The 13,855-nt window shown below is 72.5% G+C and carries 12 protein-coding genes and 1 tRNA gene; 11 read left to right on the top strand and 2 right to left on the bottom strand.

From position 1 onward, the window contains the following. The coding region (locus tag D9R02_RS09220) for a TatD family hydrolase (protein ID WP_147435347.1) at positions 1-897 on the top strand (897 nt) is incomplete at its 5' end. A 77-nt stretch (positions 898-974) separates the two neighbouring features. Here the strand turns inward: D9R02_RS09220 and D9R02_RS09215 are convergent. Continuing rightward, positions 975-2,168, bottom strand: coding sequence for a hypothetical protein (locus D9R02_RS09215; RefSeq protein WP_141564913.1), 1,194 nt, complete (start codon positions 2,166-2,168; stop codon positions 975-977). Positions 2,169-2,364: 196 nt separating this feature from the next. On the opposite strand from D9R02_RS09215, the gene rsmA reads away from it, so the two are divergent. The 6 genes from rsmA to D9R02_RS09185 all read left to right on the top strand — a co-directional run bounded on the left by rsmA (position 2,365) and on the right by D9R02_RS09185 (position 8,181). Further along, positions 2,365-3,315 (top strand): 16S rRNA (adenine(1518)-N(6)/adenine(1519)-N(6))-dimethyltransferase RsmA, encoded by a 951-nt coding sequence (gene rsmA / locus D9R02_RS09210; protein WP_121566796.1) that lies wholly within the window; start codon positions 2,365-2,367, stop codon positions 3,313-3,315. Beyond that, on the top strand, positions 3,312-4,301 hold the full coding sequence (locus D9R02_RS09205; RefSeq protein ID WP_121566795.1) for a 4-(cytidine 5'-diphospho)-2-C-methyl-D-erythritol kinase: 990 nt from the start codon (positions 3,312-3,314) through the stop codon (positions 4,299-4,301). The genes rsmA and D9R02_RS09205 overlap by 4 nt, the downstream gene beginning before the upstream one ends. 125 nt (positions 4,302-4,426) lie before the next feature. Continuing rightward, the gene (locus tag D9R02_RS09200; RefSeq protein ID WP_121566794.1) at positions 4,427-5,869 is read left to right on the top strand and encodes an RNB domain-containing ribonuclease; all 1,443 of its coding nucleotides are present in this window, start codon (positions 4,427-4,429) and stop codon (positions 5,867-5,869) included. Positions 5,870-5,926: 57 nt separating this feature from the next. Then, positions 5,927-6,241 carry an antibiotic biosynthesis monooxygenase family protein gene (locus tag D9R02_RS09195; RefSeq protein WP_019310144.1) on the top strand — a complete coding sequence of 105 codons (315 nt, stop codon included), beginning with the start codon at positions 5,927-5,929 and terminating at the stop codon, positions 6,239-6,241. Positions 6,242-6,303: 62 nt separating this feature from the next. Beyond that, entirely contained in the window at positions 6,304-6,942 is a 639-nt protein-coding gene (locus D9R02_RS09190) for an HD domain-containing protein (protein ID WP_019310143.1), read from the top strand. 195 nt (positions 6,943-7,137) lie between these two features. After that, positions 7,138-8,181 carry a GTP-binding protein gene (locus D9R02_RS09185; protein WP_121566793.1) on the top strand — a complete coding sequence of 348 codons (1,044 nt, stop codon included), beginning with the start codon at positions 7,138-7,140 and terminating at the stop codon, positions 8,179-8,181. Positions 8,182-8,205: 24 nt separating this feature from the next. On the opposite strand, the gene D9R02_RS09180 is transcribed toward D9R02_RS09185, so the two are convergent. Next, positions 8,206-10,065 carry an ABC-F family ATP-binding cassette domain-containing protein gene (locus D9R02_RS09180; protein ID WP_039102237.1) on the bottom strand — a complete coding sequence of 620 codons (1,860 nt, stop codon included), beginning with the start codon at positions 10,063-10,065 and terminating at the stop codon, positions 8,206-8,208. A gap of 225 nt (positions 10,066-10,290) precedes the next feature. Between D9R02_RS09180 and D9R02_RS09175 the strand changes: the two genes are divergently transcribed. The 4 genes from D9R02_RS09175 to D9R02_RS09160 all read left to right on the top strand — a co-directional run bounded on the left by D9R02_RS09175 (position 10,291) and on the right by D9R02_RS09160 (position 13,740). After that, complete coding sequence (locus D9R02_RS09175) at positions 10,291-11,037, top strand: hypothetical protein (RefSeq protein ID WP_121566792.1); 747 nt, start codon at positions 10,291-10,293, stop codon at positions 11,035-11,037. Between the two features lie 56 nt (positions 11,038-11,093). Next, positions 11,094-11,165: transfer RNA gene (locus tag D9R02_RS09170), tRNA-Gln, on the top strand. Positions 11,166-11,187: 22 nt separating this feature from the next. Next, positions 11,188-12,705: a bifunctional UDP-N-acetylglucosamine diphosphorylase/glucosamine-1-phosphate N-acetyltransferase GlmU gene (gene glmU / locus D9R02_RS09165; RefSeq protein WP_050899458.1), complete on the top strand. Its 1,518-nt coding sequence runs from the start codon at positions 11,188-11,190 to the stop codon at positions 12,703-12,705. A gap of 54 nt (positions 12,706-12,759) precedes the next feature. Continuing rightward, complete coding sequence (locus D9R02_RS09160) at positions 12,760-13,740, top strand: ribose-phosphate diphosphokinase (RefSeq protein ID WP_019310138.1); 981 nt, start codon at positions 12,760-12,762, stop codon at positions 13,738-13,740. The last annotated feature ends 115 nt before the right edge of the window (positions 13,741-13,855 follow it).

The following is a 13,855-nucleotide window of genomic DNA, read 5'->3' as shown; positions in this document are numbered from 1 at the left end:
GCGGCCGGCGCCCCGAACGGGGAGGGCACCGAGCGGCGTGCGGACACCGACGGCCACGGGCAGAAGCGCAACCTCCGATTCCCTGCGCTGCCGGAGCCCCTGCCGCACCCCGTGGTGGACAACCACACCCACCTGGACATGCAGGACGGGCTGGTGCGCGTGTCCGTGGCGGACGCCGTGGCCACCGCGCGGGACGCCTCCGTGGCCGGCGTGGTGCAGGCCGGGTGCGACGTGAAGTCCTCGCGGTTCGCGGCGGCGGCGGCCCAGGCGGTGCCCGGTGTGCTCGCGGCCGTGGCGCTGCACCCCAACGAGGCACCTCAGCTGGCGCGCCGCGGTGAGCTGGAGGCGGCGCTGCGGGAGATCGACGCGCTCGCGGCGCAGGACCGGGTGAGCGCGGTCGGGGAGACCGGGATGGACCGGGTGCACACCCCGGAGGAGGGGCTGGCGGCGCAGGAGGAGTCGTTCCGCGCCCACATCGAGCTGGCGAAACGCCACAACCTGGCGATGCAGATCCACGACCGCGAGGCCCACGAGGACGTCCTGCGCATCCTGCAGGACGCCGGGGCCCCGGAACGCACGGTGTTCCACTGCTTCTCCGGGGACGCGGAGCTCGCGCGGGTGTGCAACCAGAACGGCTGGTACATGTCCTTCGCCGGGACCGTGACGTTCAAGAACGCCAAGGCGCTGCAAGAGGCCCTGCGGGTCGCGGATCCCGCGCTCGTGCTGTGCGAGACGGACGCCCCGTTCCTCACACCCCACCCGTTCCGGGGCCGGCCCAACGCGCCGTACATGGTGAACCACACGGTGCGCGGGATGTCGCAGCTGCTGGACGCGGAGCTGGAGACCCTGTGCCGCCGGATCTGGGACAACGCGCGGACGGTGTACGGGCAGTTCTGAGGAGCGGCCCGCGCCCGGTGACGCGTGGGGAGAGGTTCTGCCGTGGTTGTCGCAGCAATCCGGGGCAGAACCTCTCCTCAGGCGCCGAGCCCGCGCGGGTGGCCGGTGGGCCCGTGAGTCCGCCCGAGCCCGCGTTCCAGCCACTGCAACCAGGCGGCGCGTCGTCGGGGGTCCCGGAGGTCGTCGTACACGAGGACCCTCACGGCCCAGCCCAGGTCCCGGAGCACCTCGAGCCGGTGCATCTCGTCCTTGTACGCCGCGAAGTCCGTGGTGTGCACCCGGCCGTTGAACTCGAGGGCGAGCTTCGGCTCGCGCCACGCGGTGTCCAGGTAGCGCGTCCCGTACGGGGTACGGACCTCCACGTTCATCTCCGGGGCTGGCAGACCCGAGGCGACCACGATCAGCCGCAGCAGCGTCTCCATGGGGGACCACGTGTTCGCCGCGGTGCGCCCCAGGGCCACTCGCACGGCCCGCACGCCGCCGGAGTGCGGAGGCATCAGGTCCAGTGCGCGGCGGAGGACGTCCGGGGTGCAGGTCACGGGTTGGAACCACGGCGGCTCGGAGCAGCCCTCCGGGGTCCACACGCTCTGGGATCCTGGCGTGATGGGAGCGGCGCCCCGCTTCTCCGAGCGCGGTGGGGCGGAAGACATCGGCGCTCCCTGCGGGGTGGAGCGCCCGTGAACAGGGAGACCCGGTGCCGGTTGCTCCTGGGCAGCGGGGAGCACCCGGGTCACGGATCCCGCGCTGAGGAGCGCGTCCAGCGTGGCGGTGATGGCCCAGCTCTCCATCATGGGCGCCGCTGCCACGAGGGCTTCGACCGGGTCCACGAGGGGTGCACCATATGGACCGAGCACCGTGGGGGTCCCGAGCGACCTGCTGATCCGCACGTCCGGCAGGTGGGAGTGGAACCTCGTGACGTCCCACGCGAGATGCACCGTGGACGTCAGATGGTGCCTGAGGTCGTGACCGTGCGGCGGTCGTCGGCCCCGCAGCACGGTACGCACCCAGCTGTGGCCCGCGGGAACCGGAAGCCCGAGCAGCTGCAGTGCCGTGAACCCGGTCAGCCTGAGCGGGGACCTGGCGGAGGAGAGGTGCTCACGCAGCAGCACCGCGCGCTGCACAGCGGTGGGCGGGGATTCGGAGAGGCACCACACTCCCTGCGCGAGCCTGTGGGCACGGGGTGCCGCGCGCAGCCGGTCGCTCCGACCTCCGGCGCGGGCGGTCGTGAGGAGCCGGGGCAGGGGCTGGTTGCGTGTCGGATCGGTGGCCACGACGGCACGCTAGCCACGCCACTTCCGGGCAGAAAGGGAGCGGAGCAGGATGTGGAGCGACCGGCCGCCCCGGGGGCGCAGCGTCCAGGGAGAAGTTCTACCCCGAAGTTTGCAGAAATCCGGGGCAGATCCTCTCCTCAGACCACATCCGGGGGAGCGGAGGTGCCCCGTCCTGCCCGCCCCGTAGGATTGTCCGGTGACCGAGCACAGCGCAGCCGGGCCCCTGCTGGGCCCCGCGGAGATCAGGGAACTCGCCGATCGGGCGGGCATCCGCCCCACCAAGACCCTGGGTCAGAACTTCGTGATCGACCCCAACACCATCCGCCGCATCGTGGCCGCCGCGCACCTCACGCCGGAGGAGCACGTCCTGGAGGTGGGGCCCGGGCTGGGGTCGTTGACGCTGGGGCTGCTGGCGGCGTCGTCGGCGGTCACGGCGGGGGAGACCGACCCGCCGCTCGCACGGCAGCTGCCGGAGACCGTGGCCCGCTTCTTCCCGGACGCCGCACCGCGGCTGAGCGTGGTGCAGGCCGACGCCGCCCGCGTGCGTGAGCTGCCCGGCGGCGCCGAGCCCACGGCGCTCGTGGCCAACCTGCCGTACAACGTGGCCGTGCCCGTGCTGCTGCACATCCTGGAGACCTTCCCGAGCATCCGGCACGGGCTCGTGATGGTCCAGGACGAGGTCGCGGACCGCCTGGCCGCCGGCCCGGGCTCGCGCGTGTACGGCGTCCCGTCGGTGAAGGCCACGTGGTACGCGGAGGTCGGCAAGGCCGGGGTGATCGGGAAGAACGTGTTCTGGCCGGCGCCCAAGATCGCCTCGGGCCTGGTGCGGCTCGATCGCCGTGAGCCGCCCGCCGAGGAGCGCCTGCGGGTGCCCACGTTCGCCGTGGTCGACGCCGCGTTCGCCCAGCGGCGCAAGACGCTGCGGGCGGCGCTGAGCGGCTGGGCCGGCTCCGGTGCGCGCGCGGAGGAGATCCTGCGTGCCGCGGGCGTCGACCCCGCCGAGCGCGGGGAGAAGCTCGGGGTCGCCGACTTCGCGCGCATCGCGGAGGCCGCCAACGCCCTGGCCGCCGACGACGCCCCGCCCACCTCCCTGGCCGAGGCCACCCCCGTGGTGGGACGGGACGAGTCCCCGGGGGACCCGGCATGACCTCGGCACTCCGGCGGGTCACCGCGAGCGCCCCGGCCAAGACCAACCTGCTGCTCCACGTGGGCAGCCCCACCCCGGACGGCTATCACCCGCTCGAGACCCTGTTCGTGGCGGTGGACCTGCGGGAGACGGTCACGGCCACCCTGGATCCGGCCTCCGCCGGGGCGGCTGTCTCGGTCACGGTGGAGCCGGCTCCGGGCAGCGAGTACGCGCGCATGGTCCAGCAGGATGCGGTCGCGCTGTCCGACATCCCGCTGGACGAGCGGAACCTGGCGGTGGGTGCCGCGCTGGCGGTGTGCGACGCCGTGGACGTCCCCGTTCCGGCACTCGCCCTGCACGTGCGCAAGGCCGTACCCGTGGCCGGCGGCATGGGCGGAGGGTCCGCGGATGCGGCCGCCGCGCTCGTGGCGGTCAACGAGCTCCTGGCGGCGCACCTCGGGACCGCTCCGCTGACACCGGGCGAGCTCTCCCGGCTCGGCGCCCGTCTGGGCGCGGACGTCCCCTTCATGCTCCTCGGTGGCGCGGCACTCGGGCGCGGCACGGGCACCGAGCTGGAACCGGTCCCCACCAGCGCCCAGCTGCACCTGGTCTTCGTCCCGCAGGACCGGGGACTCTCCACTCCCGCGGTGTACCGCCGGTGGGACGCGGCGTACGACCTCACGGCCCACGGCGCACCGGACCCGGTTCCCGCGCAGGCGCTCGCCGCGCTGGACCCGGCGGACCCCGAGGCGCTCGCCACGCTGGTCCGCAACGACCTCCAGCCGCCGGCCGTGGACCTGCTCCCGGCGCTCGCCGGCGTCCTCGACCACGGCGTGGAGCTCGGGGCGCTCACCGGCTGGGTGTCCGGCTCGGGGCCCACGGTGTGCTTCCTCGCGCGCTCCGCCGACGCCGCGGAGCAGCTCGTGCGCGCCTTCTCCCACGAGGGGCGCCGCGCGCTGGCCACGGCGGCCCCGGTGCCCGGCGCGCGGGTGGACGCGCGCGGATGAACCCGGCCCCGGGGACGCCCCGGGGCACAATCGGGTCAGCACACGTGCGTCAGCGCGGTTCGACCGGACCGGCGGGCGCGTCCGGCCGGAACGGCCCGGGCGCCGCAGCCGGGTGAGGAGTCAGCATGGCCATCCGTCCGCAGCAGGTCCACCCCGTTCCCCAGCCGCTCGTGGCGGCGCTCGAGTCCCTGCGCCGCGAGCTCGCCATCCCGGACGACTTCCCGCCGGAGGTGCACGACGCCGCCAGGGCGGCCGCCGGCGCACCCCGCCTTCCGGAGACCGACCGCACGGACCTGGACCTCGTGACCATCGACCCCGAGGGGTCGCGTGACCTGGACCAGGCGGTGTTCATCGAGGCCGCCGGGGACGGGTTCACGGTCTGGTACGCGATCGCGGACGTCGCGGCGTTCGTGAGCCCCGGGGATCCCGTGGACGAGGAGGCCCACCGGCGTGGGCAGACACTGTACGCACCGCACCAGCGCACCCCGCTGCACCCGCCCGAGCTCTCGGAGGACGCCGCGAGCCTGCTGCCGGACGGGGTGCGCCCCGCGGTGCTGTGGCGGCTGGGCCTGGACGCCCGCGGTGGACTCGTCAGCACCGGTGTGCAGCGTGCTCTCGTGCGCAGCCGGGCGCAGCTGAGCTACCGCGAGGTGCAGGAGCAGCTGGACGCGGGCACCGCCCCGGAGGCCCTGCAGCTGCTGCGGACCGTGGGGCAGCTGCGGGAGGCCGTCGAACGCGAGCGTGGCGGTGTCAGCCTCCGCATCCCGGAGCAGGAGGTGGTGGTTGAGCAGGACGAGTGGCGTGTGGTGCACCGCAGCGCACTGCCGGTGGAGGGCTGGAACGCCCAGATCTCACTGCTGACCGGGATCGCGGCCGCCCGCCTCATGCTCGATGCCGGCGTGGGGCTGCTGCGGGTGCTGCCGCCCGCCACGGACTCCGCCATCCCCAGGCTCCGGGCGGTGGCATCCGCCCTGCAGATCCCGTGGCCCCAGGAGACGTCCTACCCGGAGTTCGTGCGGGGTCTGGACCCGGAGCGGGGAACCCACGCGGCCATGCTCCACGCGTGCACGCTGCTCTTCCGGGGTGCGGGCTACGAGGCGTTCGAGGGGCAGCCGCCCGAGAACAGCGAGCACTCGGCACTGGCCACTCCCTACGCCCACGTCACCGCGCCCCTGCGCCGGCTCGTGGACCGCTACGGCAGCGAGGTGTGCCTGGCGGTCGCGGCGGGCCGCCCGGTGCCGGACTGGGTGCTGGGGGCACTGCCGCAGCTGCCCACCGAGATGGAGACCTCCGGGCGCAGGGCCTCCGCGTACGAGCGCGGGATCGTGAACATGGTGGAGACCCTCGTGCTCTCAGCCTACGTGGGCCAGGAGTTCACGGCCACCGTGGTGGACCTCAAGGAGGACGGTTCGCGCGGGACCATCGTGATCCGGGAACCGGCCGTGGAAGCGAGCCTCAAGGCTCCCGGTCTGCGCCTGGGCAGCGAGATCCGGGTGCGACTGCTCAGCGCGGACGTGGCGGCCGGGCGCAGCGAGTTCGAACCGGTGACGGGTTCCGCCTCCCGCTGATCCGTCACACCCCGGGCCTACAGTGGGAGGGACCGCACAACGCACCAGGAGGCTGACATGTCCGTCGTGAAGATCAACGCCATCGAGGTTCCCGAGGGTTCCGGGCCGGAGCTGGAGGCCCGCTTCGCCGCGCGGAAGCACTCGGTGGACGGGGAACCCGGGTTCGAGGGCTTCCAGCTGCTGCGCCCCGTGGCGGGGGAGAACCGCTACTTCGTGGTGACCACGTGGGCCACCCAGGAGGACTTCGAGGCATGGCGGGACGGCAACGCGAAGGCCGCCCACGCGGGCGGTCCGGGCGGCGCCCGCAAGCCCGTGGCCACCGGCGCCTCTCTGCTCGAGTTCGAGGTCGTGGACCTGAACGCCGAGGGCTGAGCCTGCCCCGGACCGGAGCGACATTCCGCCACCGCCACCCACTTCCAACCGAGGAGCACTCCATGACCGACACCGTCGCCGGGATCGCCGTTCCGGACACCGCCCTGACCCGTGACGTGACCGAGTACATCCGGGACACCGAGGACGACCTGCTCTACCACCACTCCCGCCGCGTCTACTTCTTCGGGGCGCTGCTCGGACAGGCCCAGGAGCTGAGCGTGGACCACGAGCTGCTGTACGCGGGCGCCATGTTCCACGACCGCGGTCTCACCGAGGACCACAAGGACTCCACCCTGCGCTTCGAGGTGGACGGAGCCAACGAGGTCTTCGAGTTCCTCATGGAGCGCGGAGCGTCCCGGGAGCGCGCGCACACCGCGTGGCTGGGCATCTCGCTGCACACCACCCCGGGGATCCCCGAGTTCATGGCGCCCGAGGTGGCGCTGGTGAGCGCCGGCGTGGAGACGGACGTGCTGGGCATGCACTTCGACCAGGTCTCGGACGCGCAGCGCCGGGCAGTGGTGGAGGCCCACCCCCGCCCGGACTTCAAGAACCGCATCCTCACGGCGTTCCACCACGGGATGGAGCACCGCCCTGGCTCCACGTTCGGCACCATGAACGCCGATGTCCTGGCGCACTTCGACCCCTCGTTCGAGCGCGACGACTTCGTGGAGATCATCAGGACCAACGACTGGAGCGAGTGAGACCGCCACGCTCTCCGCCCGTGCGGCCCCGACCGGACACCCGGTCGGGGCCGCATTTCGCTGTGCACCCCTCGTGCGCCATAATGAGAACCATTATCAGGAAGCGGTGGGGTGCCCGCCGTCGTCCGCAGGTGCACGGCCGCCGTGGGCCACGGATCCGGGCAGCCTCGCCGCAAAACTAAGAGGGAGGCGAGCGTGGACCCCGTCGACGTGATGGCAGTGGTGGGCGCGTGCGCCCCGGAACGGGCGCGGTTCGCGCGGGAGACCGCCCGGCGCACCGGACGCATGCTCGTGCCCGCCCAGCGGGTGGGCGCGTCTCCGGAACCGGTGGCGGAGGCCATGTCCCTGCTCCCGTGGTGCTCCCGACCCCAGGGGGCGGTCGTGGAGTTCCCCGAGTGCACGGACGTGACGGAGGTGATCGGCGCGAGCGCCGCCGCGGACTCCGGTGTGGTGCTCACCGGGGTGCTGTGCGTGGTGGACGCCGCCCACCTGCTCGCGGACCTGCACCGGGAGGACTGCGTGATCCACCCCGCCCTGCCCCGCACGCGCCCGCGCCACACCGCCCGCGCCCTGCTCAGTGTCATGTGCGTGGAGTTCGCCTCCGCGGTGGTGATGGTCAACTGGGAACCGCTGACCACGCCGGAGCTCTCCACGGTGATGGCGCTCGTGAACCACCTGGGCCCGCGAGCCCGCCTGCGCCTGCACCACGGCGAGCGGGATCCGTGGCTGCGGGAGATCGCCGCGTCCGCCACGCGCTACGACGTCACCCAGGAGCGCTCCGGGTGGGTGACCCTGCTCAACCGCGAGCACAATCCGTACATGACGGACCCGCGGGTCACGGCGCTGCACTACGAGAACGTCCGGCCGCTGCACCCCGGGCGTCTCGCCCGGCTGCTGGACCGGCGGATCGAGTCGGGGGAGTTCGGCACGGTGGTGCGCTCGGCGGGGTTCTGCCGTCTGGCCACGCGATCGCACGTGATCGCGCGGTGGAACCACGTGGGCCGGATGATCTGCCTGTCGCCCCTGGCGAGCGACGCGCACGTGGCGGAGGGAGAGGAGCCGCTCGCCCTCGGTCAGGACCTCGGGATCATCGGACTGGACCTGGACGTCCCGGCCCTGCGCGAGGCGCTGGACGACGCCGCCCTCACGGACGAGGAGCTCGCGGCCGGTCCCGGTGCGTGGGCCGCGTTCGAGGACCCCTTCCCGGTCTGGCCCACCCTGAGCGACCGCTCGGGCTGACGGTCCCGGCGGGCTGCTCGCCGGCTACTCGAGGGCCTCGCCGAGTTCGAGCCACCGCAGCTCGAGCTCGTCGACCTGCTCCTGCAGCTGCGACTTCTGCGCCGCGAGCCTGCCCAGGCCCTCGAAGTCGGAGGGGTCCGCCGCGGCCATCGTGTCGTCCAGCGCCGCCACCTCGCTCTGCAGCTTCTGCAGCTTGCGCTCGACGGCGCCCAGCTCCTTCTGCGCGGCCCTCGCCTCGGCGCCGCCCAGGGCGGGTTTGCCCGTGGGCCGGGACGCGGCGGCGTCGTCCACGGCGGCGGTGGAGGACGGTCCGGCGGCGAGCGGGTTGGAGGCGCCCGAGGACCCCGCGGCGGAGCCCGAGGCCGCCGCGGAGGACAGCTTCAGGTACTCGTCCACCCCGCCGGGCAGGTGCCGGAAGCGGCCGTCCACCACCGCGTACTGCTGGTCGGTGACGCGCTCCAGCAGGTAGCGGTCGTGCGAGACCACCAGCAGCGTGCCGGGCCACGTGTCCAGGAGGTCCTCCATGGCGGCGAGCATGTCGGTGTCCAGGTCGTTGGAGGGCTCGTCCAGGATCAGCACGTTGGGCTCGTCCAGCAGGATGAGCAGCAGCTGCAGGCGCCGCTTCTGCCCACCGGAGAGGTCCTTGACCGGGGTCTTGAGCTGCGCGGAGGTGAAGCCCAGCCGTTCGAGCAGCTGCGTGGGCGTCATCTCCTTGCCGCCGGTCACGTACGAGGTCTTCTTCTGGGCCACCACGTCCGAGACGCGGTCGTCCGCGACGTCCTTCAGCTCGTCCAGCTGCTGCGTGAGCGTGGCGATCTTGACGGTCTTCCCCCGCTTGACCCGTCCCGTGGTGGGCTGCACGTCCCCGGTGACCAGGCCCAGCAGGGTGGACTTGCCCGCCCCGTTGACGCCCAGGATGCCCGTGCGCTCGCCGGGGGCGATGAGCCACGTGACGTCCTCGAGCACGCGGGTGGTGCCGGAGCCGTCCGGGGCGGGGAAGAAGACCGAGACGCCCTCGATGTCCACCACGTCCTTGCCCAGCCGGGACACGGCCATCCGGGACAGGGAGACGGTGTCCCGGGGCGGCGGCACGTCCTCGATCAGGGTGTTCGCGGCCTCGATGCGGAACTTCGGCTTGGACGTGCGCGCCGGTGCTCCGCGGCGCAGCCACGCGAGCTCCTTGCGCATGAGGTTCTGCCGCTTCTGCTCCACCACGGCGGCCTGGCGGTCCCGCTCCACGCGCTGCAGCACGTACGCGGCGTACCCGCCCTCGAAGGGTTCGACGACGCGGTCGTGCACCTCCCAGGTGTCCGTGCAGACCGCGTCCAGGAACCAGCGGTCGTGGGTCACCACGGCCAGGGCGCCGGAGTTGCGTGACCACCGGCTGTTCAGGTGCTTGGCGAGCCACGTGATGCCGTCCACGTCCAGGTGGTTGGTGGGCTCGTCCAGGAAGATCACGTCCCAGTCCCCGGTGAGCAGGCTCGCGAGCGCCACCCGGCGCCGCTGACCTCCGGAGAGCTGGCCCACGGGGGTGTCCCAGTCCACGTCCGAGACCAGTCCGGACACCACGTCGCGCACCTTGGGGTCCGCGGCCCACACGTAGTCGGGGACGTCCCCGACCACGGCGTGGCCCACGGTCTGGTCCGGGTCCAGCGTGTCTGCCTGGTCCAGCATGCCCACCGTGGTCCCGGAGCGCACGGTCACGCGCCCGGAGTCGGGCGCGATTCGCCCGGCCAGCAGCCGCATGAGGGTGGACTTGCCGTCCCCGTTGCGACCGACGATGCCGATCCGGTCACCCTCGTCGATCCCCACGCTCACCGCGTCGAACACGGTCTTGGTGGGGTACTCGAGGTGCAGGTTTTCTCCGCCGATCAGATGAGCCACCCGCCAAGGATACAAGCGGGCGGCGGGCTCCCCGGGCGCCGTCGTGACCCGTGCGTGGGGCCCACCGGCGAACGACGACGCCGCACGGCCTGGTGGCGAACGGCCAGGGCCCCGCCCGTCCCGGGGCGCCGGCCGGCGGCGTCGTCGCGCGGGCCGCTGACCGCGGAACGCGCACCCGGGCGCCCGCGTCCACCGCTCCCACCCGGGCGTGGGAGACTGAGTGCCATGCAGTCATCTCAGGGCGGGGAAGAGCTCGCGGGAACCGTGCTGGACGAGCCCCAGGACCTCGCGGCGGCCGTGGCCCGTGTGCGGGAGCACCCCGGGCCGGTCGAGATCACCATCGGGGCGGACCGCCCGGTGGGATCCCACATGGGCTCCAGGGTGCGCCGCCAGGCCGCCCAGCAGCTGCGCGAGGCCGGGGCGGACCCGCTGCTGCTGCGGGCGCCCGTGGCCGTGGACGAGGACATGCCGGACGAGGGCGTGCTCGCGGAGGTCGACGACGCCCTGGGCGTGTGCCGCGGGGTGGGCGCCGGGATGCTCGTGCTCGCCCTCGGCGGGGTCTCGCACCGCGGACGCCAGCGGCAGCGGCTCTACTCGATGCTCGCGGCGCTCGCCGAGGCCGCCTCACACCAGGAGGTCCGCCTCATGGTCCAGAACGCCACCGCGGTGGAGGAGGTGGTCATGCTGCTCGCGCTGCTCGACCGCGAGTTCGAGCAGGGGAGCCTGGACGTGAGCTCCGCGGACGTCACCTCCATGGCGTGGGACGTCTCCCGCTCCCGGGCCGCCGGGCAGTCCAACGACGACGCCTGGCACTGCGTGCGGCGCGCGGCCACCCGGGCGCAGGTGGTCGTCCGGGGGATCACTCCGGAGGACGCCGTGACCCTCGCGCGCACCCTGCCGGGCTTCCGCGAGGAGCGCGCCGCGGGGCGGATCCTGACCGTGCTGAGCCGCGGAACCCAGGTGCTACAGTGAATTTTCGTGTGCCCGCGGGCGCACGTCCCTTTGTTGGCGCCCACGGGTGACAACGCTCCGCCATGGTGTAATTGGCAGCACACCGGCCTTTGGAGCCGTGAGTCTAGGTTCGAGTCCTAGTGGCGGAACGCACGACACATCGAGGCGCAGATGGCCCCCACCGCCTCACGAGCACCCAGAGGAGTCTGGCCCGTGAGCACCCCTCCGAACGCCACGACCGGGGAGAACCCCGCCGCGATCATCGTTCTCGCCGCCGGCAAGGGAACCCGGATGAAGTCCAAGAAGCCCAAGATCCTGCACGAGATCGGCGGGCGTTCCATGCTCGCGCACGCGCTCAAGGTGGCGGGTGAGCTGGAGCCGCAGCGCATCGTGGCGGTGATCCGGCACCAGCGTGATCTCGTGGCCGAGCACATCGCGGACGTGGCACCGGGCGTGCTCACCGCGGACCAGTCGGACGTTCCCGGGACGGGCTCCGCAGTGGACGCGGGCCTCGAAGTGCTCGATGCAGCAGCCCCCGTGAGCGGCACCGTGCTGGTGACCTACGGGGACGTCCCCCTGCTCACGGCCGAGACCCTGCGTGCCTTCGTGGCGCACCACACCGAGCACGGCAACGCCGTCACGGTGCTCACCGCGGACCACCCCGAACCGGGCAAGTACGGCCGCATCCTGCGGGACGCCCAGGGGCGGTTCACGGAGATCAAGGAGTTCAAGGACGCCACGGAGGACGAGCGCGCGGTCACCGAGGTCAACTCCGGGATCTTCGCGTTCGACGCCGCGGTGCTGCGCGACGCCCTCTCCCGAGTGGACACGGACAACGCCCAGGCCGAGAAGTACCTCACGGACGTCCCCCGCCTGGCACGCGAGGCCGGGCACCGCGTGGACGCCCTGAAGATGGCGGACTACATGGAGCTGGAGGGCGCCAACGACCGCGTTCAGCTGGCCGCCCTGGGCCACTACCTGAACCAGCGCACGCTGGAGCGGCACATGCGCAACGGGGTGTCTGTGGTGGACCCCGCCACCACGTGGATCGACGACACCGTGGAGCTCGAGGCCGACTCCACCGTGCTGCCCGGCACCCAGCTGCACGGCAGCACGCGGGTGGCGGAGGACGCCGTCGTGGGCCCGGACACCACCCTCACCAACGTGACCGTGGGCCGTGGCGCCACCGTGGTGCGCACCCACGGCAGCGACTCCGAGCTGCGCGCGGGCGCCACCGTGGGCCCGTTCGCCTACCTCCGCCCCGGCACGGTGCTGGGCGAGGACGGGAAGATCGGCACGTTCGTGGAGACCAAGAAGTCCACCATCGGGCGCGGCTCCAAGATCCCGCACCTCTCCTACGTGGGGGACGCCACCATCGGGGAGAACTCCAACATCGGCGCTGCCTCCGTGTTCGTGAACTACGACGGTGTGAACAAGCACCGCACCGTGATCGGCAACGACGTCCGCATGGGCTCCGACAACATGTACGTGGCACCCGTGACCGTGGGCGACGGCGCCTACTCCGGAGCCGGGACCACTGTGCGCAAGGACGTCCCCGCGGGCGCCCTGGTGCTCACCGAGGGCAAGCAGGTCATTGTGGAGGGATGGGTGCAGCAGCACCGTCCCGGCACGGCCGCAGCCCGCGCGGCGGAAGCCGCCCAGCAGTCTGAGCGCGAGGACCGCGCCTGACAGGGCGCGCCACGCGAGCAGGAACCACGAGGAATTCAGAGAAAGCGAGTTCACATGACCGGCATCACCAACACGGGTTCGAACCGGATGGTTCTGCTCTCGGGTCGGGCGCACCCCGAGCTCGCGGAGAACATCGCGCGTGAACTGGGCACCGAACTGGTCCCCACGGACGCCTACGACTTCGCCAACGGCGAGACGTACGTGCGCTTCGGCGAGTCGGTGCGCGGCGCGGACGCCTTCCTCATCCAGTCCCACCCGGCACCCATCAACCAGTGGCTCATGGAGCAGCTCATCATGCTGGACTCCCTCAAGCGGGCGTCCGCCAAGTCCATCACCGTGGTGAGCCCGTTCTACCCATACGCGCGGCAGGACAAGAAGCACCGCGGCCGCGAGCCCATCTCCGCGCGCCTGATCGCGGACCTCTACAAGACCGCGGGCGCGGACCGGCTGATGTCCGTGGACCTGCACACCGCGCAGATCCAGGGCTTCTTCGACGGCCCCGTGGACCACCTCATGGCCATCCCGCTGCTGAGCGACTACGTGCGCTCCGTGGTGGACGTGGACAACGTCACCGTGGTGTCCCCGGACACCGGGCGCGTGCGCGTGGCCGAGCAGTGGGCCGAGCGCCTGGGCGGTGCGCCGCTCGCGTTCGTGCACAAGACCCGGGACATCACCGTGCCCAACCAGGCGGTCTCCAAGGAGGTCGTGGGCAACATCTCCGGGCGCACCTGCGTGCTGATCGACGACATGATCGACACCGGCGGAACCATTGCCGGCGCCGTGCAGGTGCTCAAGGACCAGGGCGCCAAGAACGTGATCATCGCCGCGACCCACGCCGTGTTCTCCGGACCGGCCGTGGAGCGGCTGTCCTCGTGCGGAGCGGACGAGGTGGTCGTCACCGACACCCTGCCCGTGCCGCCCGAGCACCAGTTCGAGAACCTCAAGGTGCTCTCGATCGCGCCGCTGATCGCCCGCGCCATCCAGGAGGTCTTCGAGGACGGCTCGGTCACGAGCCTCTTCAACGGCCACTCCTGACGCCCAGCCGTTCCCGGCCCCGGGCCGGAACCTGGAGAGCCGCCCACGTCACCGGACGAGGGCGGCTCTCTCGCGTGCAGGCCAGGTTGCGGGGGCGGGGTAGGTCAGGTTGCGG

The organism is Kocuria rhizophila (genome assembly GCF_003667225.1).
GTDB classification, from domain to species: Bacteria; Actinomycetota; Actinomycetes; order Actinomycetales; family Micrococcaceae; genus Kocuria; species Kocuria rhizophila.
Note: the sequence above shows the minus strand (reverse complement) of the source record. Positions and strands in the feature narration are given on the sequence as shown.